Origin of the sequence: Mesorhizobium sp. C264A, from assembly GCF_040324515.1 — a bacterium.
In the GTDB taxonomy this organism is placed as follows: Bacteria; Pseudomonadota; Alphaproteobacteria; order Rhizobiales; family Rhizobiaceae; genus Mesorhizobium.
In genome coordinates, this window is record NZ_JAMYVY010000001.1 from 1622369 (window position 1) to 1643249 (window position 20881).

Sequence of the window (20881 nt, forward strand, 5' to 3'; positions counted from 1 at the left end):
CCGGCCTTCCGAACTCAAAGGTCCTAGACCGCTCGGACCAAGGTCTTAAGCCGTGGTTTCGGCCGCGACTCAGAAGTCGTGACGGCGCGGCGACCTTCGGTAGTCGGCACCTATCGGCCTGAGGCCGAGCTCGACACCGATCCGCTGCAGTGTTCCCAAACACCGCCTAAGTGGTTGTATTCCCTGTCTTTTGATATAAGCGCTAGTCTGAGGTAAAATGGTAGTGTGCTGAGAGTTCTGCAAATTCGCTGAGAGAGGGCGGTCATGGCAGGCTGGTGATGTTCAACGTCACCGATTCCCTGGAAGGAACGCCACCATGACCAAGACAGAAGGTAAATCGACCAGCGCTGCCGTCAAAGACATTTTGCTTTCGAACCCGGATGGATTGCACGAAGTGCTCCGTGCGGTGATGCAGGAGGTGCTTGAGGCCGAGATGGACGAGGCGCTGGGTGCCTCGAAGAGCGAGCGCACGCCCGAACGGCTTGGCTATCGCTCGGGCTATTACGGCCGTACCCTTGTGACGCGGGTCGGCAAGCTCGAGCTGCGGGTTCCGCAGGACCGGGCCGGGCGCTTCTCCACCGAGCTGTTCGAGCGCTACCAGCGTTCCGAGCGGGCCTTGGTGGCGACACTGGCCGAGATGTATGTCCAGGGCGTGTCGACCCGCAAGGTGAAGGCGATCACGGAAGAACTGTGCGGCCATGCCTTCTCGGCCTCGTCGATCTCGGCCATCAACAAGCGGCTGGACGAGAGCCTCGCTGCCTTTGCCAGGCGCCCCCTTCAAGAGCCGTTTCCTTACCTCATCCTCGATGCGCGCTACGAGAAGGTGCGTGAAGCCGGTGTTGTCATGAGCCAGGCGGTGCTGATCGCGGTCGGTATCGACTGGGACGGAAGGCGCCAGATCCTGGCCGTGGAGATGGCCAATCGCGAGAGCCGCTCGGCCTGGAGGGACTTCCTCGTCGGCCTCAAGGCGCGCGGCCTCAAGGGCGTCGAGTTGGTTGTGTCCGACGATCACGCCGGCCTGGTGGCAGCGATCGGCGAGGTGATCCCCGAAGCCGCCTGGCAACGCTGCTACGTGCACTTCCTCAGGAACGCGCTCGATCATCTGCCGAGGAAGCACGGCGACGACTGCCTGCAGGAATTGCGCTGGCTCTACGACCGGCGCGATCTCGCAGAGGCCAGGGCTGATCTTGCCGCATGGCTTGCCAAATGGTCGGCACGCTATCCGCGCCTGACAGGCTGGGCCGAGGATGCCATCGAACAAACCCTGACCTTCTTCAGGCTGCCGAGACAGCACCACAAGCATCTCAAATCCACCAACATGCTGGAGCGGCTCAACGAGGAAATCCGCCGGCGCACCTATGTCGTGCGCATCTTCCCCAACACCGAAAGCTGCCTGCGCCTGGTCAGGGCGCTGGCCGTCGAAACCAACGAAAACTGGATGGAGGCCAACCGCTATATCAACATGGATGATCTGCGCGAGCACAAGAAGCTCGCTCTGCGCCAAGCCGCATGACCAGCATCATGATCGCCCATTTTGCAGAACTTGACGCACACAACCGGTAAAATTTCGACCGGCATCTGGCGGGCTTACGTTACGACCCTAAAGACTACGTCTCGTATCCCTGATGACAATCGTCAGGAAAGGAGAGGCCGCGATGCGCGCCAGGACATGACAGCGCCTCGCGGCAGAATGGCTATTCTCGGCACCGGCATCATGGGCGCCAGCCTCGCTCTCATGATGGCCCGCAGAGGCTACGCGGTGTCCCTCTTCGACAAGGAGAGCGAGCCGATGGTCTGCGCCAGCCGTTGGAACGAGGGCAAGATTCATCTCGGCTATCTCTACGGGAACGATCCCTCGCTGCTGACCGCCCGGCATCTGCTTTCGGGAGGACTGTGTTTCGGCAGGCTTGTTTCCGAGCTGATCGGAAGCAATCTGGAAGCGCACACGACCTTTTCGGAAGACCTTTATCTGGTCCATCGCAACTCGGTCGTCGCTGTCGAGGCGCTGGGGGCGATCTTTGAACGTGTAGATGTATTGGTGCGCAGCCACGCTGACGCCACCAGCTACCTTGCCGACGTATCGGCGGCGCGATCGAATCGGCTTTCCAAAACTGAATTGGCCGATGTCACCAACTCGGACCAGATCGTCGGCGGCTTCCAGGTGCCGGAGCGATCCGTCAACACGCGATGGGTTGCCGACCGGCTTTGCGCCGTGCTTCGGAGTGAACCCAACACCGGCTTGCGAATGGCGGCCAAAGTCCTGTCGGCACAGCCGGTGGACGGAATTGACGGGAAATGGCGCGTGGCGGTCGCAGGCGAAAAAAGTGAGGCGTTCGACATCGTCGTCAATTGCCTTTGGGAGGGGCGGCTGGCTGTCGACCGCACGGCCGGCATCGAGCCGGTTCACGGATGGTCGCACCGCTACCGGCTTTGCCTGTTCGGCCGCACCAGGCAGCCTGTCGATGTGCCGTGCGCGGTCGTCGCCCTTGGCCCGTTCGGCGACATAAAAAACTATAACGGGCGCAACTTCTATCTCTCCTGGTATCCGAGCGGGTTGCTTGCGGAGAGTGGCGAATTGTCGATCGAAACGCCACAAGCGCTCGATGCCGACGCACGACAGCGGTTCATCGGCGACGTTCGCGCCACGCTCGCTCGGTTGGTGCCCAGTGTTTCCAGCATGTTCGACGATGCCGAGGAACTTGAGGTACGCGGCGGCTTCGTGTTTGCGCAAGGGCGTGGTTCGCTCAGCGACCCGAAAGCCACGATCCATCGCCGCGACCAATTCGGGGTCAACCGCCTGGGCAACTACATCTCGGTCGACACAGGTAAATATTCGACGGCGCCGTGGCTTGCCGACAGGCTGGCGCGGCAAATCTGCGGGATCGAGTGAATGGGTGAGACAGAACACGGCGGCGCGAAGCAGGTAGCGCAGAAACAAGTCGAGCTTCGATCCGGCTGGCGGCCGAAGGTCACCGCGCTGGTGCCATGCTACAATTCGGCGGCATTCATTTTGCGTACGCTGGACAGCCTCGCCGCGCAGACCTGGGACAATATCGAGATCCTGGTCGGCGAGGACAATTCGACCGACGCGACATTCGAGATCGTTTCGGCCTTCGCCGGCGGCCGCGACGATGTCCGTATCCTGCGCCGGGACAAAAACCTGGGATGGCTGAAGAACTCCAACGACCTGATGGCCAATGCCAGCGGCGAATTGATGTTCTTTGCCTTCCATGACGACGTCATCGATCCAACCTATATCGAGGCGCTGGTGCGGGCGCTCGATGCCAATCCCGAGGCCGTACTGTCGTTCAGCGATGTCGAAGTGATCGAAGTCAGCGGCGAAAGTGCCACGTGGAAGTTCGACCTGCTGGAGGGCTTGCAGGACGGTTTTGCGCGTGGCCGGGTGATGGCGCGCCAGCCGCATGGATGGTGGGTCCCCAACCGTGGGGTATTCAGGGCCTGGGCGTTCCACCGCAGCGGCGGGATCAAGCCCAACAGCCAAGGCGAATTCAGCGCCGACTGGACCTGGCTTCTGCATCTGTCGCTGCTCGGCGGCTTTGTCCGCGTGCCGCAAGTGCTCTGCCACAAATACTACCGGGCGGGCAGCATCAGCCGGCGCTGGGAACGCAACAGCACCCAACGAAGGGCATTGCGGGCGGCGGGGATAAGGGAGGTCTGGCACAGCGAGGCCGGCCTTGCACAGAGAACCTTCCTCGCTGCCTATATCGCCTTGCGGCCGTGGCGGTGGCTGCCGCGATCGCGAGAAGCGCAAAGATGGCGAAACAGGCAATCGGTGCATGGCAGCCCGGACAAATAAGAATGGCGCCGGCGACGTATCAAAGCGGCTGCGTCAAAACACCCTGCCCGGCCAACGGCGATTTCCGCGCATATCCGGCTGCCCCAAAATGGCACTCCGGTTGATTTTTCACGCGAGTTATGGTCGCTCTCCCGCCCATGAAAAAACTATTCCTTGCGGCGCTGGCCTCGGTGACGCTGGCCTGGCCCGCCCACGCGATGGACGCCGCCCTGCGCGCCGGCCTGCTGAAACTCGACCCGGAGACCCGGCTGGAGCAGAGATGCGACGCCGAAGTGCTCGACCGCATCAGCCATGACGACCACAAGTACAAGGCAGACCGCGTCGTCGCCTACGCCTTCGCGACGCCGGAAATGAAAGCCGATGTCATCCGCAGCCCGGGTGCTGCCTTCCGCAGCAAGGGACAGTGGTACCGGCTGAAGTTCAAATGCGAGACGGCGCCGGACCATATGGAGGTCCTGCAGTTCCGTTACCGCATCGGCGACGAGATTCCGGAAGCCGACTGGGCGAAGTACAATCTCTACGACTGAATTCGCTGCGACCAGAATTCTCTCTGGCAGAACGACCTTCCCTATTCCCGTGGCTTTCAGCGTCGGCGGTTAGAGCGGTTCAGCCTTTTTATGGAGCAGCTGACCCACTGTAACTCTTTGTTTTTGCGTAATTCCGGACGGAAAACCGCTACGCACTTTTCCTGGAATTGCGCCGGCAGTCTCTTGACGCGCGGGAACCATACACGTTAGGGCGTCGGCATATCCGACGACGAACACGCCGATACAGCAAGGGGCTCCGGTCGATGGACATTTTCAGCGCTGCAAGCATGACGGCCCTCCTCCAGGTCATCGCCATCGATCTGGTGCTTGCCGGCGACAATGCCATCGTCATCGGCCTTGCCGCCGCCGGCCTGCCGGTCGAGCAGCGCAAGAAAGCCATCCTGATCGGCGTTTTGGCGGCGACTGTGCTGCGCATCCTGTTTGCCGCCGTCACCGTCAAGCTTCTTGCCATTGTCGGCCTGCTGCTGGCCGGCGGCATCCTTTTGTTGTGGGTGTGCTGGAAGATGTGGCGCGAGCTGCGGACGTCGCATGCCGACGAGTTCGAGGCGACCGAGGCCCTGTCCGATTCCGACCTCAACAGCGACAGAACGGTGGGGGGCAAGGCGCCGCGCAAGACGCTCGGCCAGGCGGCCCTGCAGATCGTCGTCGCCGATGTTTCGATGTCGCTGGACAATGTGCTGGCGGTCGCAGGTGCGGCGCGCGATCATTTTCCGGTGCTTGTCATAGGCCTGGTGCTGTCAATCGCCTTGATGGGCTTGGCCGCGAGCTTCATTGCCAAGCTGCTGCATCGCCACCGCTGGATCGCCTATGTCGGCTTGCTGATCATTCTCTACGTCGCGATCGATATGGTCTATCGCGGCGTTGTCGAGGTCTGGCCGCATGTCAGTCCTGTGGTGAGCTGACGCTGCCGGTCCCACAGCTTCTGTAGCAGCGTGGGTATCTGCCGGAGGCAGTGGTCGCGTTCGCCGCAGCCGCTGCCCATACCAATGCCGCAATAAGTGTGGTACTGGCCGCCGATCCCGAAAAACCCGGAATGTTTTCTCATGTCTGCGCCTCGCGTCAGTTTCGTCAGCCTTGGATGCCCGAAGGCGCTTGTGGATTCCGAGCGCATCATCACGCGCCTGCGCGCCGAAGGCTATGAGATCGCGCGCAAGCATGACGGCGCCGACCTTGTCGTCGTCAACACCTGCGGCTTTCTCGACTCAGCCCGCGACGAATCGCTCAACGCCATTGGTTCGGCGCTTTCGGAAAACGGCCGGGTGATCGTCACCGGCTGCCTCGGCGCCGAGCCGGACGTCATCCGAGAGAAGCACCCCAACGTCCTCGCCATCACCGGCCCGCAGGCCTATGAGAGCGTGATGGCCGCGGTGCATGAGGCGGCGCCGCCCAGCCACGATCCCTATATCGACCTTCTGCCGCCGCAAGGCGTCAAGCTGACGCCGCGCCACTACGCCTATCTCAAGATTTCCGAAGGCTGCAACAACCGCTGCACCTTCTGCATCATTCCCGCACTGCGCGGCGACCTCGTCTCGCGCCCGGCGGCCGATGTGCTGCGCGAGGCCGAGAAGCTGGCCAAGGCCGGGGTCAAGGAATTGCTGGTCATCTCGCAGGACACCAGCGCCTACGGCATCGACATCAAGTACCAGACGTCGATGTTCGGCGACCGCGAAGTGCGGGCGAAATTCCTCGACCTGTCGGAGGAGCTGGGCAAGCTCGGCATCTGGGTACGCATGCACTATGTCTACCCCTACCCGCATGTCGCCGATGTCATCCCGCTGATGGCGGATGGAAAAATCCTTCCCTATCTGGACATCCCCTTCCAGCACGCCTCGCCGCAGGTGCTGAAGAACATGCGCCGTCCAGCCCATGGCGAAAAGACGCTGGAGCGCATTCGCGGCTGGCGCGAGGTGTGCCCGGATCTGGCGATACGCTCGACATTCATCGTCGGTTTCCCCGGCGAGACCGACGAGGATTTCGAGATGCTGCTCGACTGGCTGGACGAGGCCAGGATCGATCGCGCCGGCTGCTTTAAATACGAGCCGGTCCGCGGCGCCCGCTCCAACGATCTCGGCCTCGAACAGGTGCCGCAGGAGATCAAGGAAGCGCGCTGGCATCGCTTCATGCAGCGCCAGCAGAAGATCTCGGCGACGCAGCTGGCCAAGAAGGTTGGCAAGCGCCTGCCGGTGCTGATCGACGAGGCGCATGGCACGTCTGCCAAGGGCCGGACAAAATACGACGCGCCCGAGATCGACGGTTCGGTGCATATCCAGTCGCGCCGTCCGCTGCGCCAAGGCGACATCGTCACGGTCAAGATCGACCGCGCCGACGCCTACGACCTTTACGGCTCGGCGGTTTAGAAAATTGCCAAAAGGGCGCCTCCCGGCGCCCTCGGATTTTTGGCACTGCCCTAAAGCGCGTCGCGCTGAAACGGATTCATACGAGGCGCTTTAAGTCTTTATTTTGATGCATGTCCGTGCCCCAGAACCGCGGCACACTTCTGGGCGACATGCATTAGGCGCGGTTTCGCAGTCGAGGCCGTGCAGCCCGCGAAATGAAAAGGGGCGCCGCGCGGCGCCCCTTCTCTTTTGCGTTTCCGATACTTACTGCGGCAACTTGTCGTCGACGCCCTTCACATAGAAGTTCATGCCGAGCAGCGTGCCGTCGTCGGCGACTTCGCCGTCCTTGAGCCACGGCGTGCCGTCCTGCTTGGCGACCGGTCCGGTGAAGGGGTTCCAGCCATCTGCGATTTTCTTCGCGGTTGCCTCGGCCATCGCCTTCACATCGTCCGGCATGTTGGTGAAGGGCGCCAGCTTGACGGCGCCGTCCTTGATGCCGAGCCAGACATTGTCCGGCTTCCAGGTGCCGTCGAGCGCTGCCTGAACGCGGCTGATGTAGTACGGCCCCCATTCGTCCGTCAGCGAGGTCAGCTGCGCGTTCGGCGCGAACTTGATCATGTCGGAGGACTGGCCGAAGCCGTGCAGCTTGCGCTCTTCCGCCACCTGCAGTGCCGCAGTGGAATCGGTGTGCTGGACGATGATGTCGGCGCCCTGGTCGAACAGCGCCTTGGCCGCGTCGGCTTCCTTGCCCGGATCGAACCAGGAGTTCACCCAGACGATCTTGGCCTTGAAGTTCGGGTTGACCGACTGCGCGCCGAGCATGAAGGAGTTGATGCCCATCACCACTTCGGGGATCGGGAAGGAAACGATATAGCCGGCGACCCCTGCCTTCGATTCCTTGGCGGCGATCTGGCCGAGCACGTAGCGGCCTTCATAGAAGCGCGCATTGTAGATGCCGAGATTGTCAGCGGTCTTGTAGCCGGTGGCGTGCTCGAACATCACTTTGGGGAACTTCTTGGCGACCTTCACTTCCGGGTCCATGAAGCCGAAAGAGGTGCCGAAGATGATCTTGCAGCCTTCGCGCGCCAGACGCTCGAAAGCGCGATCGGCATCGGGACCTTCCGAGACGTTCTCGAGATAGGCGGTTTCGACCTTGTCGCCGAGCGCCTTCTCCACCTCGAGGCGGCCTTGGTCGTGCTGGTAGGAATAGCCGAAATCGCCGATCGGGCCGGTGTAGACCCAGCATGCCTTCAACTTGTCGGCGGCCTGCGCCGACGCCGCCAGTGACATGGCGGCGGTCGTGGTCATCAACGCGATAAACAGTTTTTTCATTGTGTTACCTCTCTGAGTTTAGCCTTGGAGCTTCCCGTTTGTTTTTGTTGTCAACGATCCGGAACGAATGGCTGCCCCAAGGAAGCCGGCGTGTTCATCATCGTCAGACGCTTGTTGCGCGAGATTAGAACGAGAACCACGACGGTTGCCAGATAGGGCAGAGAAGAAAGCAGCTGCGAAGGCACCGGAATGCCAAATGCCTGTGCATGAAGCTGGCCGATCCACACCGCGCCGAAGATGTAGGCGCCGGCCAGCACGCGCCACGGCCGCCAAGAGGCGAAGACGACCAGCGCCAGCGCGATCCAGCCGCGGCCCGCGCTCATGTTCTCCACCCATTGCGGCGTGTAGACCAGCGACAGGTGGCCGCCGGCAAGGCCGGCGCAGGCGCCGCCGAAGATGACCGCGAGATAGCGGTAGCGGATGACCTTGATGCCGAGTGCATGCGCCGATGTGTGGCTGTCGCCGATCGAGCGCAGGGTGAGGCCGGTGCGGGTCTTGAACAGGAACCACATGACGGCCGCCGTCAGCGCGATCGAGATGTAGAAGATCGGGTCCTGGCCGAACAGCAACCTGCCGACCACGGGAATGTCGGTGAGCACCGGAACGTAGAGATTTGGCAGCCTCTCGCCGGGCTGGCCGACGAAGCTGGTTCCCATCATGCCGGACAGGCCGAGGCCGAGCAGCGTCAACGACAGGCCGGTCGCCACCTGATTGGTGGCGAGCGACAGCGTCATCACCGCAAACAGCAGCGAGAACACCGCGCCCATGGCAATTGCCGCCAACAGGCCCATCCAGGGCGATCCCGTGAGATAGCCGGCTCCGAAGCCGCCGACGGCGCCCATGATCATCATGCCTTCGACGCCGAGGTTGAGCACGCCGGAGCGCTCGACCACCAGTTCGCCGATGGCCGCTATTAAAAGCGGCGTCGCCGCCGTGGCGATGGTCAAAAGGATGTTGACGGCGATGTCCATCAGCGGGCTTCCTTCAACTTCGGCGCGGCTTCAAGCTTCGCCGCGCTTTTCGTCAGCGCCATGCCGACCAGACGGATGCGATAGTGGATGAGCGTGTCGCAGCCGAGCACGAAGAACAAAAGCATGCCCTGGAACACACGCGCCACCTTGTCGGAGATGCCGAGCGCGCTTTGCACCGCCTCGCCGCCGAGATAGGTCAGCGCCAGCACCAGGCCGGCGGCGACGATGCCGAGCGGATTGAGCCGGCCGAGGAACGCCACAATGATCGCTGTGAAGCCGTAGCCGGGCGAAATCACCGGTTGGAGCTGGCCGATGGCGCCGGAGACTTCCGAAATGCCGGCAAGCCCGGCCAGCGCGCCCGACAGCAGGAAGGCAAAGAACACCATGCGGTTGAGGCCGAAACCGGCGAAGCGCCCTGCTCTCGGGCTGGAGCCGAGCACGCGGACCTCAAAACCCTTGAGCAGGCGGCTCATCAGCACCCAGATCAGCACGGCTGCAACAAGCGCGAAGACAAAACCCCAATTGGCGCGGCCGGCATCCGGCATCAGTTCCGGCAGGACCGCCGAGTCGTTGAACTGGATCGTCTGCGGGAAACCGTGGCCCTGTGGATCGCGCCAGGGGCCGCGCACCAGCCAGTCGAGGAAAAGCTGGGCGACATAGACCAGCATCAGGCTGGTCAGGATTTCGTTGGTGCCGAAGCGCGTCTTCAAGAGAGCCGGGATTGCTGCATAGGCGGCACCGCCGACCATACCGAACAACAGCATCAGCGGCAGCACCAGTGGGCCTTCGAACCCGGGAAACAGCACCGGAATGGCCGAGCCGAAAATGCCGCCGAGGATGAACTGTCCCTCAGCGCCGATGTTCCAGATGTTGGCCTTGTAACAGACCGACAGGCCGACCGCGATCAGGATCAACGGCGCGGCCTTGATCGCCAGCTCATGCAACTGCCAGACCTGGCTGATCGGCTCGATGAAATAGATCTCAAATGCGCTCAGCGGGTTGACGCCGAGCAGCGCGAACAGAACCGCGCCGGCGATGATCGTTAGGGCGAAGGCGATGAAGGGCGACAGCGCCGAAAAGAGCATAGAGCGCTGCGGGCGTTTGACGAGTTCGAGGCGCATCATGCCGTCTCCAGAACATGTTCGGCGTGGCCGGGCTCGGCGCCGCCCATCAACAGGCCGATCTTTTCGAAAGTTGCCTCGGCGATCGGCAGCGGTTTCGACAATTCGCCATTGTGCATGACCGCGATCGCGTCCGAAATCTCGAACAGCTCATCGAGGTCCTGGCTGATGACCAGAACTGCCGAGCCGCTGCGCGCCAGTTCGATCAGCGCCTGGCGGATGTGGGCGGCGGCGCCGGCGTCGACGCCCCAGGTCGGCTGGTTGACGACCATGACGGCAGGGCTGCGGTCGAGTTCGCGACCGACGATGAATTTCTGCAGATTGCCGCCCGAAAGGGCCGCGGCTTCCGGATCGGGCGCGCTCTTGCGCACATCCATCACCACGATGATGCGCTGGGCGGCGGCATAGACCGCACCGCTTTTGACCGTGCCGCCGGTGCCGACAAAAACCTTGCCGTCGGTGGCGTGGCGCGACAGGAGCAGGTTCTCCGAAAGCTTCATGCGCGGCGCGGCGCCATGGCCGAGGCGTTCTTCCGGTACGAAGGCAGCGCCCATCAGCCGCCGGCCTGTGATCGAGAGCGAGCCGGCATCCTTGCCGCGGATGCGCACGGATGCGGCGTCCTGCTGCAGCACCTCGCCGGAGACGGATTCGAAGAACTCGCCCTGGCCGTTGCCGGCGACACCGGCAATGCCGATCACCTCGCCGGCGCGCACAGTGAGGTTGATATTCTTCAGCGGAATCGAAAACGGCGTTGCCGGCTTGCGGCTGAGGGCGCGGATTTCGAGCAGCGGCTGCGCGGTCTCGATGCCTTCGGCCGGCGCACGCACCACGGCCTTCACCTCGTTGCCGACCATCATGCGAGCCAGCGACGAAGCCGTTTCCTCGCGCGGATTGCAATGGCCGACGACCTTGCCGTGACGCAGCACGGTGGCGCGGTCGCAGATGCGTTTGACCTCTTCCAGCCGGTGCGAAATGTAGAGGATGGATTTGCCCTCCGAGCGCAGGCGCTCAAGCGTTTCGAACAGCTTGTCGGCTTCCTGCGGCGTCAGCACCGAGGTCGGCTCGTCGAGGATGATGAGCTGCGGCGTCTGCAACAGGCAGCGGATGATCTCGATGCGCTGGCGTTCGCCGACCGAGAGATCGCCGACCAGCGAGTCCGGATCGAGCGGCAGGCCATAGCTGAAGGAAAGCGCCCTCGCCTTGGCCGCGATCGAGCTGATCGGTGAGCCGTCATCCAGAGACAGAGCGATATTCTCGGCCGCGGTCAGCGCCTCGAACAGCGAAAAGTGCTGAAACACCATGCCGATGCCGAGCTTCTTCGCCATGCCCGGACTGGTGATCCGCACCGCTTCGCCGTTCCAGAATATCTCGCCGGAATTGGGCTCCAGCGAACCGAACAGCATCTTGACCAGCGTCGACTTGCCGGCGCCGTTTTCGCCAAGCAGCGCGTGGATCTCGCCCTTGGCGATGTTGAGGTCGATATGATCGCACGCCGTCAACGTGCCGAATATCTTGGTCAGGCCACGAACCTCAAGCAGGTTCGCTCCATCATGATCTGCACTCACAGTGCCTCCCATCCGGTTCCCGGACATGTTCTGTGTTCCCGCCAGCATGGTATGCGCTGGCCGCTCTCGTGCGAAAGCAGCACCCACCTTGAAAGAGCTTCAAGAATTTCAGCGGAAACTCAAGGGGTAAAGATTGACCTGCTTCGCACAACAAACCGATCGTCCGGTTTTTCGGGTAAACAGTGCCTGGCGTCGCGGCAAAACGCTGAAAAGCAAGGCAGATCAGGGGATCAGTATGGTCGTGCCAGTGGTCTTGCGCCCTTCGAGATCGGCTTGCGCCTTGCCCGCGTCCTTCAGCGCATAACGCTGGTTGATCTTGATCTCGACCGCACCGCTCAACACCACGTCGAACAATGCCGCGGCGGAGACTTCGAGGTCTTCACGCTTGGCGTTGTAGACGAACAAAGTCGGCCTGGTAGCGAACAGCGAGCCCTTCTGCGCCAGCAGCGACATCGAAAATGGCGGGATCGGTCCAGAGGACTGACCGAAAGAGACGAACATGCCGAGCGGCTTCAGACAGTCGAGCGAGGCCGGGAATGTGTCGTTGCCGACCGAATCGTAGACGACGTCACATTTCTTGCCGCCGGTGATGGCGGCGACCCCGGCGACGAAATCCTGCTCCTTGTAGTTGATGACATGGCCGAAGCCATGCGCCTTGGCGAGCTCGATCTTATCGGTTGAGCTTGCCGTGCCGATCACGGTGGCGCCGAGATGTTTTGCCCATTGTCCCAGGATCAGCCCGACGCCGCCGGCGGCGGCATGAAACAGGATGGTGTCGCCTGCCTTCACCTTGAAGGTCCGGCGCAACAGATACTCCGCCGTCATGCCTTTAAGCATCATGCCGGCGGCCTGTTCGTCGCTGATGCGGTCCGGCACCTTGACGACGCGGTCGGCGGCGACGACGCGCTGTTCGGCATAGGCGCCGACGTTGACGGCATAGGCGATGCGGTCGCCCGGCTTCAGCCAGTCGATGCCTGCGCCGACCTCGAGAACCACACCTGCCGCCTCGCCGCCGGGGATCAGCGGGAAGCCGCCGGGCGGCGGATAGAGGCCGATGCGGTGATAGACATCGATGAAATTGAGGCCGATCGCGGTGTGCCTGACCAGGATCTGCCCGGCGCCGGGTTGTCCCGGATCGGCGTCTTCATAGGTCAGGACTTCCGGACCGCCATGGGCGTGGATACGGATTGCTTTGGACATTTGTGGGCTTTCCTGCGGTCAGGCTTTCTTAGTGTCCGGCTTGGCGCCGAGTTTGGGGAAGAACTGCATGATACCGCCGATGCAGGCGAGGTAAAGTCCGGTGATGGTGATGCCGACCTTGGTAAAGACGCTGACCTGTTCGCCCAAAACGCCGATCTGGTCGTAGAAGGCGGCAAGGGCCGCCTGCGCCAGCGCCAGCGCACCGAAAGCGCACCAGAGCAGCGTCATGCCAAGATTGATTGGCCGCAGCCGCACCACCCGCACGGGGTGAATGAAGTTGATCGGCACGAAGGTCAGGATGCCGGCCGCCACGACGACGCCGAAGGACACCCACTGTCCGGGCTCGATGACGAACAGCGTGAACACAACCATGTTCCAGACCACCGGAAAGCCTTTGAAGAAGTTCTCCTTCGTCTTCATTCCGGTGTCGGCATAATAGATGGCGCTGGACACCACGATGATGGCCGCCGACAGGAACGACAGCCCTTCGCCCATGAAGCCGCGCTGGTAGAGTGCGAAGGCCGGGATCAGCACGTAGGTGACATAGTCGATGATGTTGTCGAGGAGTTCGCCCGACCAGGTCGGCAAAATCTCCTTGACCTCGAGCTTGCGCGCGATCGGCCCGTCTATGCCGTCGACGAACAGCGCCAGCCCCAGCCACCAGAACATCGCCGTCCAGCGTTGCTCGCTTGCCGCCACCAGCGACAGGAAGGCCAGGAACGAGCCAGACGCGGTCAACAGATGCACCGAGAATGCCCGCGCCTGCGGCCAGGTGACCTTCTTCTTCGGCCTCGGAATCCGGTCGGTGATCTTTTTGGCGGCGTTCCTGGCGGTTGTGTTCTTGCTCACGGGCCCCGCCAATCCAGTTTGCAGATTTCGGCCGAGCGGCCGGCAAAGTTCCAGTTGCGGCCGAAAGCCCGCATCTTGCTCTTGTCGGACCTGGCCACGATGATCTCCGGCGCGATCCAGTATTCCGAATTGCCGATCACGGTATCCTTCTCGCGATCCTTGCCGGGAATCGGTGTGACCGCCCCGTCGATGATCTTCGGTATCTGGAAAATACGGGTCTTGTCACGCGTCTCGTAGGTGATCGGCACCTGCTCGACGCCGAGGAACTTGCCGACAAGGATGGACAACAGCGTGGTGGTTCCGCCGGCCTTTCCGGTGAAGATCCTGGTCAGCGCTTTCACCGCATAGACGGAGGCGCGCTTGTCGATGAACAGGCCTGCGGTCCAGTTGCCGCGGCTCATATAACCGGGGATTTCCATGACCAGTCCGAGATTGAGGCCGGACAGGTCGACCTCGCCGAAATGGCCTGCGTCGATGCGGAAACCCGCCCAGGTCTGACAATAACCCTCCGTCGGCGGATGGCTGCCAAGCGACAGCACGCAAGGACAAAAAACCGTGCAATTGCAGGAGAGTACGAGCTCTCCTTTCATTGCCCAGCCTTGCTCTGCCATGGAATTATCCCCCGTCATGCCGAGACTACTAGCAGGGCGACTACCCAGACAAGCAGTATCGCACCGGCCACTCGGGTTGGAAGGCTGCCGGTGGTCTGTTTTTCGATCAAGGTGAACAGGCCGATCAGCGCCATCCAGAACACGTTCATCGCGCCGACGGCAAACATCACCAGCATCAGCGCCCAGCAGCAGCCGAGGCACCACAGGCCCTGCTTCAGCCCTAGCCGGAAGATGCCACCCGGCTCCGCGCTCCAGTTGGAAAACAGTGTCGAGAACGGGTTCCGGCATTTTGTCAGGCAGGCCTGCTTGAGGCTGCTGAACTGGTAGAGGCCGGCAACCAGCAGCGCGGCCGCCGCGGCAAGGCCGCTCACCGGATCGAGCAATCGAGCGGAGGACGCAAATGCGTGGACGAGCAACGTCAGCACCGCGAAGCCGATAGAGGCGACAAGCCATGTCGAGAGGTAGCCGGCAACCAGGACCAGCGGATGGGCCACCGGCTCGCCCTTGATGCGGGCGGTGTCGGCGATTTCACAATAGGTACGGATCATCGGCGCCGCCGACGGCAGCATCGTCGCCACGGCCATCAAAAACCACATCACGATCAGCGCCAGAACCGGTGCGCCGCCGGCATCAAGTGGTGCGGGCGTCAGGCACATGCCGAAGAAGCGGTCGAGGACATCCGGCAGCGGCAGTTGCGGCAGATATCGCAGGACCACATCGCCTGGTACGCCGGGGAGCCGGCCTTCGGCGCCGCGGATCGCCATGGCGCCGAGAATGAACCAGGCGAGCAGAATGCCGCCGGCGATGGCGATGTTGACCGTCAGGCGGGGGCTGCGGGCCAGGCTTGCCGTGGCGCGGCCGGCGCGGTCGAGATGGCTGAAATCGTCCTGCTGGCCGGTCATGACAACCGAATGAGCCTAATCGCCGCGTTGATCAAGCCGCATGGTCTGACCTATATCCATGGGTAGACACCTGCATCGCAAACTGGAAGTCCAATTTGGATCATCGCGAGACAGCACGGATACTGGTAGCCGGCAGCGGCCCTGCCGGACTGATCGCGGCGCTCGGTTTCGCCGAGGCGGGCTTTCCGGTAACCCTGGTCGGACCCGAAGCAGGCGGGCCCGATGGCCGGACCACGGCGCTGATGAACCCTGCTCTCAAGGTTCTCGATCGGCTGGGCGTGCTGGCCGAACTTGCGCCGAAGGCCGCGCCGCTGAAGGTCATGCGCATCGTTGATGCGACCAGCCGGCTGATCCGCAGCCCGGTGGTGACTTTTCGCGCCATGGAGATCGGCGAGGAGCAGTTCGGGCTCAACCTGCCCAACAGTGCGCTGAACCCGACGCTGGCCAAGTCCGTCGCGGCCCATCCCGGCATCGAATGGCTGACGTCGATGGTCGAGAGTTGGCGTCTGGACGCCGATCAGGCGCATGCCGTCTTGACTGATGGTCGCGAAGTCTCGGCCGCGCTTGCGGTCGCTGCCGATGGGCGCCTGTCGCCGGCGCGCGAGGCGGCAGGCATAGTGGCCTCGGTGCGATCCTACCGCCAAGCGGCGCTGGTGCTGAATTTTGGCCATCGCAGCGAACACGGCTTCACCTCGACCGAGTTCCACACAGAGACCGGGCCGTTCACCCAGGTGCCGCTGCCCGGCAACCGCTCCAGCCTCGTCTGGGTGGTGAAACCGGAGACGGCGAAGGGCCTCGCCGCACTCGATGACGCGACGCTTTCCGAGCGTGTCGAGCAGCAGATGCAGTCGATGCTGGGCCGGGTGTCGGTCGAGCCCGGCCGACAAATTTACCCGCTTTCAGCGGCATCACCGGGGCGCTTCGCGCAAAATCGGGTGGCGCTGGTCGGCGAGGCTGCGCATGTGTTCCCGCCGATCGGAGCCCAAGGTCTCAACCTCGGCATCAGGGACATCGAGGATCTGATTGGAATCGCCGGTAAAAATCGCAGCGACCCCGGCGCCGCGAAGGCCCTGGCCGCCTATGATTCCAGGCGCCGTCCTGACATTCTGGCGCGTTCCGGCGCGGTCAATCTGCTCAACATGTCGCTGCTTTCGGACATGCTGCCGGCGCAGATGGCACGCAGCGCTGGCCTCAATGTGCTCGGCAGTTTCGCGCCGCTGCGCGCCTTTTTCATGCGCGAAGGCTTGAGGCCGGGCAGCGGCTTTGCGGCGCTTACCGGCGGTTCAGGGAAACAGGTCCGGCGGTAAGATGCCGTGGCGGATCATGTAGAGCAGCCCGGTCACCGTCAGCACCGAGAGGCAGGTGGTGATCAGCACGCTGGCCGAGGCGCGTTGCACCCAGACGCCATATTGCTGGGCGATGACGAAGACGTTGGTTGCGGTCGGTAATGCCGCCAAAAGCACGGCTGAAAAAACCCAGATTTCGGAAAAGTTCCCGATCCAGCTCAGCACGACGTAGCAGAGCAATGGATGCAGGATCAGCTTCAGCGCCGCGATCGACGCCAGTTCATGCGGCACGCGGTTGAGCGGCCGGAGCGCAAGCGTCACGCCCATGGCAAACAGGGCAAAAGGGCGGCCGCCCGAGACAGATATTCGAGCAGGCGATCGACCGGCTGCGGTGGGTGAAAGCCGAGATAGGCGGCGCCGACGCCAAGCGCGGTCGCGATGATGAACGGGTGCAGGACGATTTTCCTGACTACGCCGAGGATGAGGCGCCACGGCGATGTCTTGTCGTCGCCCGACAGCGCCATCATCATCGGCGCGATGGCGAAATGCATGATATTTTCGAAGCAGAAGATCAGCGCAACGGGCACCGCCGCCTGTTCGCCGAAGGCGAGCAGCGCCAGTCCCGGCCCCATATAGCCGATAATGCCGTAGGCGGCGGCCAACGCCTTGATGGTCGACTGGGCGATCTCGCCGCGCGACGCCGTCACCGACCATACGAACATGATCGAGAAGATCGTGTAGGTGGAAAACACCGAGCCGAAGATGAAGCGCCATTCGGTCAACTGTTCGAACGGCGTCCGCGCAAGCAGTTGGAAGAATAGGGCCGGAAGCGCGACATAGATGATGAAAGTGTTCATCCAGCCAAGCGCCTCCAGCGGCTGCCTGGTGATGCGTGCGACCAGAAAGCCGATGAAAATCAGCCCGAAGAACGGAAGAACAAGACCGACAATGTCAGACATTTTTGCCCTGGCCCGAAACCCCTGGACCGGGCTAGCCCGTAGCTTCAACGGGCGTCAAGCGCTTCGGCATTGAACTGACACGCCATCTGCGCCAAATAAAGCCTGATCCCAGACCTAAGTCGGGCTCGATTTTTGGCCACGGTGTGTGTAAATTCAAAGTCTTAGAGCGCTCTTCGCACATTCGACGGGACGCCGGGCGCTCTAGAGGCTTAGTGGTGAGTATGATGAAAACGGCCAAATTTTCGATCGGACAGGTGGTTCGTCATCGGCTGTTTCCGTTCCGCGGCATCATTTTCGATGTCGATCCGCAATTCGCCAACACCGACGAATGGTACGAGGCGATCCCGGCGGACGTGCGGCCGCGCAAGGACCAGCCGTTCTACCATCTGCTCGCTGAAAACTCGGAAACCGAATACATTGCCTATGTCTCCGAGCAGAACCTGCTCGAGGACCAGTCAGGTGAGCCGGTCCGTCATCCGCAGATCGGCGAGATGTTCGACAAGCGGCCGGACGGACGCTATGAGCCGAAACGCCAGTCGAGACACTGAGACGCCCCGATTAGCCGCCACATCATGGCGCGCGTCGCATTGATTTGAGAGCACGGTCCAATCCATCGTGGCAGTCTTAATTGCAGAAAGCTTGCAAGAGATCCGACAGAGCAGCCACTTATCGACCTAAATTCGCATGACGCCCAATTTGTAGAGGCGATGATAGAGAACCTGCTTCTTCATATAGCCGGCTATCGCTGCATTGATTTCCGCCCATTGGGACACGGAGCCGTGACTGCGTAGGCGAAGGCGGTCCTGCTCTTCTTGCCCAACGTCGTGCATGGCGAACGTCTTTTGACTGGGATAAACGCGAAAGCAGCCGAGGAAGCGTGGAAGCCGTTTGAAACGGAAACCTGCCGCCTGCGCCCGCAGGATGAAGTCCCAATCCATCGCAAACTGAAAATTTGTGTCGAATGAACCGAGCTTTTCCCAAACGCTGCGGCGCCAGAACATCGTCTCCTGGGGGATGTAGTCGGCCCATTTGATAACCTCGCTGTCATGCGGCGGCAGGACCACGCGAGCGGTCTCCCTACCCGCTTCGTCGATCACGATTCGATTGCCATAGACAAAATCGGCCTCGGGATACTTCTCGAAGGCGCGTGCAACATAATGCAGCGTTCCGGGCAACAGGACATCGTCGCTGTTGAGATAGGCCATGATGTCGCCGGAGACGATCGCAAAGCCTTTGTTGATGGCGTCTGTCTGCCCGCCATCCGCGGCGCTGTTCCAGGCAATCCGTTGTCCGTAGGACTCCAGTATCTCGCGTGTCCCGTCTTGCGAGCCGCCATCCTGAACGATGTATTCGAGATTGGGGTAGTTCTGAGACAGAACGCTGTCGATCGTAGCTGGCAGAAAATGCGCATGCCGATAGGACGGCGTGACAATGGCAATCCGAAGCGCGCCGGTGTTGGGTGTTGGAACGCTGTAGTTGAGTGGGGTATCCAATTTCCGCGGCTGGTATTGATGAAAATCGAAGACCTTCGGCTGGAATTTATATCGCCAGCTTTTGCGCCGCCGCAGGTAATAGTCACCCTCCAGCATCTGGATTCGCTGCGTCAGCGACGAAATCTCTTTCACCAGATTGGCGATTGTGACTTCCGGCTCGCCGTCCATCAGGTGTCCTCAACAATTGCGCTGCCACACGTCACACAACACGTAGTCCATTTCAATAGTGCCCAGTGCTGCATCTGCTACAAGTTTTCTGCTACGGACGACGGCTATGTTGCAAACTTGGGATTTGGCCGTGAAGGTGCGGAGACCCCAACGCGTCCAGAATGCGGCCCTTGAATGCGTAGACCCTCCAGAAAACGAAGGCATCTCATGCGCCGCTCTTTGTTACCGAAAAGTTCGCAACAGAATCCGTCCGATTCGAATGTGCTGATTTCCGTTCTGATGCCGCTTGAGTTCCATCGCGACCAGGCGACCATCGCGATCCGTAAATGGCGGCAGGACCAGACCCTGCAGGGCTCAGCGTTCGAACTCATACTGGTTGCCTCCCACGATGCCGATGCTGCGGATATGGATGAGATTCGCCAGTTGCTTGCGCCGCAGGACCGCCTCGTCCAGACGTCTGCCAAACATGACATCGCACAAGTTGCGGAAGCTGCGCGGCATGCCCGGGGGGATCTCCTGTTCTTCACCGAAAGTCATGTCTGGCCGACGCCAACCGTCCTCGAACAATGCCTCGACGTCTTCGCAAAGCGCCCCGAATGGGCGGGGTTCTCATGTCGAACCCATGCCAGCGCACCCAACAAACTGGCGCGTTCGGAAGCACGGATGTACGAGGCCGATATCCAGCATGGCATGACGGAGAGCTCGTGGCGCAAGATCCTCGATCAGTGCTTTGCAACGCGCCGCAAGGCCTACGGAGAAGCCGGGGGGTTTGAGTTTGACTTCGGGCATTTTTCGGAATGGCTGTTGGCTGCCCGCTACCACAAATTGGGGCTGGCCATCGGCTACGCGCCAGAAATCGAACTTGTGCATCACTACATTGGGCAATGGCCGGAACTGCGTGGCTTTACGGAGGATTTCGTCGCCGGCGAGGCACTCTGGCTTGCGCGCGGCGGACCGCGGCAGGAGCGGATAATCGAAATTCCATTCGAATGGAGCAGTCGAGGCGAACGCCGGAAAGATCTGGCGCGGCATATTCTGCAAATCGCGTGGCATCAGAGGAGACGGAAATTGCGTCCGCGGCTGCGCGATCGAGGCATGCTGCAGGTGCTCCGGCGTCATTGGGTCGCGGCCTTGCTGGGCGACCGTCTGGACACCAGCCGCGCGCGCGCAACGCTGCTCTGGCGTCACGTCGCGCTGATGCTGGCGCGGGCATTCGGTTCGGACGCGCAACTCGACAGAGTGTTTCGGCAAACGATCGCCGCACTGGTGCACGAGCGACGGCTGCGTACCTCGCTTGAAGTGCAAAAAGTCGCTGGCGAGGGTTCGCTGTGGACGCCAGATGAATTACATGCCGGGCGCGCTGCCGGGATCCATGCGGCGGAAGTCTATGACGGCGTGCCCTTTCGATGGTCGAGCGATGTCGCGTCGGCCGAACTGCAATTGCCCGCGGGGGAACATCTGGTGCAGGTCCAGACGCTGGCGCACATATTGATGAAGTCCGTCAAGCCGCTTTTTTATCTGAACGGGCAAATGCTGCCCATTGAAGCCGCCAATGTCGCCGACGGAACTTTCGTTCTGAAGGTGGCGCGCGACGGCGACAATCCCACGATCCTCGGGTGGGTTAGCGAACCTCAGCAAGCGCCGAACGATAGCCGCATACTGGGGCTGCCGATTACACGGATTTCCAGGCTAGAGCATTTCTAGGAAAGTATACGCGGTTCTC

Annotated in this window: 18 protein-coding genes and 1 pseudogene; 9 read left to right on the forward strand and 10 right to left on the reverse strand. The window is 61.8% G+C overall.

Annotation, left to right across the window (positions count from 1 at the left end; translation table 11 throughout):
- Nucleotides 1-316: 316 nt before the first annotated feature.
- The 6 genes from NKL04_RS07955 to rimO all read left to right on the forward strand — a co-directional run bounded on the left by NKL04_RS07955 (nt 317) and on the right by rimO (nt 6722).
- Nucleotides 317-1513 (forward strand): IS256 family transposase, encoded by a 1197-nt coding sequence (locus NKL04_RS07955; protein WP_352723478.1) that lies wholly within the window; start codon nt 317-319, stop codon nt 1511-1513.
- A 177-nt stretch (nt 1514-1690) separates the two neighbouring features.
- A complete protein-coding gene (locus NKL04_RS07960) occupies nt 1691-2890 on the forward strand; it encodes an FAD-dependent oxidoreductase (protein WP_023702244.1) in 1200 nt (399 codons plus the stop codon).
- On the forward strand, nt 2891-3817 hold the full coding sequence (locus NKL04_RS07965) for a glycosyltransferase family 2 protein (protein WP_023702245.1): 927 nt from the start codon (nt 2891-2893) through the stop codon (nt 3815-3817).
- A 119-nt stretch (nt 3818-3936) separates the two neighbouring features.
- Nucleotides 3937-4344 (forward strand): DUF930 domain-containing protein, encoded by a 408-nt coding sequence (locus NKL04_RS07970; protein WP_032997417.1) that lies wholly within the window; start codon nt 3937-3939, stop codon nt 4342-4344.
- 263 nt (nt 4345-4607) lie between these two features.
- Nucleotides 4608-5267 (forward strand): TerC family protein, encoded by a 660-nt coding sequence (locus tag NKL04_RS07975; protein ID WP_023668959.1) that lies wholly within the window; start codon nt 4608-4610, stop codon nt 5265-5267.
- Nucleotides 5268-5408: 141 nt separating this feature from the next.
- The gene (gene rimO, locus NKL04_RS07980) at nt 5409-6722 is read left to right on the forward strand and encodes a 30S ribosomal protein S12 methylthiotransferase RimO (RefSeq protein ID WP_023691314.1); all 1314 of its coding nucleotides are present in this window, start codon (nt 5409-5411) and stop codon (nt 6720-6722) included.
- A 243-nt stretch (nt 6723-6965) separates the two neighbouring features.
- Here rimO and NKL04_RS07985 read toward each other — a convergent pair whose 3' ends face one another.
- From NKL04_RS07985 to NKL04_RS08020, 8 genes are all read right to left on the reverse strand, one after another.
- On the reverse strand, nt 6966-8033 hold the full coding sequence (locus tag NKL04_RS07985) for a BMP family ABC transporter substrate-binding protein (RefSeq protein ID WP_023668961.1): 1068 nt from the start codon (nt 8031-8033) through the stop codon (nt 6966-6968).
- Nucleotides 8034-8083: 50 nt separating this feature from the next.
- A complete protein-coding gene (locus tag NKL04_RS07990) occupies nt 8084-9004 on the reverse strand; it encodes an ABC transporter permease (RefSeq protein ID WP_023682526.1) in 921 nt (306 codons plus the stop codon).
- Nucleotides 9004-10128 carry an ABC transporter permease gene (locus tag NKL04_RS07995; protein WP_031193354.1) on the reverse strand — a complete coding sequence of 375 codons (1125 nt, stop codon included), beginning with the start codon at nt 10126-10128 and terminating at the stop codon, nt 9004-9006. The genes NKL04_RS07990 and NKL04_RS07995 overlap by 1 nt, the downstream gene beginning before the upstream one ends.
- The gene (locus NKL04_RS08000; protein ID WP_023702248.1) at nt 10125-11702 is read right to left on the reverse strand and encodes an ABC transporter ATP-binding protein; all 1578 of its coding nucleotides are present in this window, start codon (nt 11700-11702) and stop codon (nt 10125-10127) included. Before NKL04_RS08000 ends, NKL04_RS07995 begins: the two co-directional genes overlap by 4 nt.
- Nucleotides 11703-11912: 210 nt before the next feature.
- Nucleotides 11913-12890 (reverse strand): quinone oxidoreductase family protein, encoded by a 978-nt coding sequence (locus NKL04_RS08005; RefSeq protein WP_023702249.1) that lies wholly within the window; start codon nt 12888-12890, stop codon nt 11913-11915.
- 18 nt (nt 12891-12908) lie between these two features.
- Nucleotides 12909-13739 (reverse strand): phosphatidylcholine synthase, encoded by an 831-nt coding sequence (pcsA, locus tag NKL04_RS08010; RefSeq protein ID WP_023668966.1) that lies wholly within the window; start codon nt 13737-13739, stop codon nt 12909-12911.
- The gene (locus tag NKL04_RS08015) at nt 13736-14350 is read right to left on the reverse strand and encodes a DUF1326 domain-containing protein (RefSeq protein WP_023702250.1); all 615 of its coding nucleotides are present in this window, start codon (nt 14348-14350) and stop codon (nt 13736-13738) included. The genes pcsA and NKL04_RS08015 overlap by 4 nt, the downstream gene beginning before the upstream one ends.
- A 14-nt stretch (nt 14351-14364) precedes the next feature.
- Entirely contained in the window at nt 14365-15252 is an 888-nt protein-coding gene (locus tag NKL04_RS08020; RefSeq protein WP_023702251.1) for a DUF2182 domain-containing protein, read from the reverse strand.
- 95 nt (nt 15253-15347) lie between these two features.
- Here NKL04_RS08020 and NKL04_RS08025 point away from each other — a divergent pair, with 95 nt between their 5' ends.
- Nucleotides 15348-16559: a UbiH/UbiF family hydroxylase gene (locus tag NKL04_RS08025; protein ID WP_023702252.1), complete on the forward strand. Its 1212-nt coding sequence runs from the start codon at nt 15348-15350 to the stop codon at nt 16557-16559.
- On the opposite strand, the pseudogene NKL04_RS08030 reads toward NKL04_RS08025, so the two are convergent.
- A pseudogene (locus tag NKL04_RS08030) lies at nt 16536-17497 on the reverse strand (AEC family transporter). The gene NKL04_RS08025 and the pseudogene NKL04_RS08030 overlap by 24 nt on opposite strands.
- 224 nt (nt 17498-17721) lie before the next feature.
- Between NKL04_RS08030 and hspQ the strand changes: the two are divergent.
- A complete protein-coding gene (gene hspQ, locus NKL04_RS08035) occupies nt 17722-18045 on the forward strand; it encodes a heat shock protein HspQ (RefSeq protein ID WP_023668971.1) in 324 nt (107 codons plus the stop codon).
- 126 nt (nt 18046-18171) lie between these two features.
- On the opposite strand, the gene NKL04_RS08040 is transcribed toward hspQ, so the two are convergent.
- Nucleotides 18172-19158: a glycosyltransferase family 2 protein gene (locus tag NKL04_RS08040; RefSeq protein ID WP_023702253.1), complete on the reverse strand. Its 987-nt coding sequence runs from the start codon at nt 19156-19158 to the stop codon at nt 18172-18174.
- 207 nt (nt 19159-19365) lie between these two features.
- Here NKL04_RS08040 and NKL04_RS08045 point away from each other — a divergent pair, with 207 nt between their 5' ends.
- Nucleotides 19366-20862 carry a glycosyltransferase family protein gene (locus tag NKL04_RS08045; protein ID WP_023702254.1) on the forward strand — a complete coding sequence of 499 codons (1497 nt, stop codon included), beginning with the start codon at nt 19366-19368 and terminating at the stop codon, nt 20860-20862.
- Nucleotides 20863-20881 lie beyond the last annotated feature (19 nt).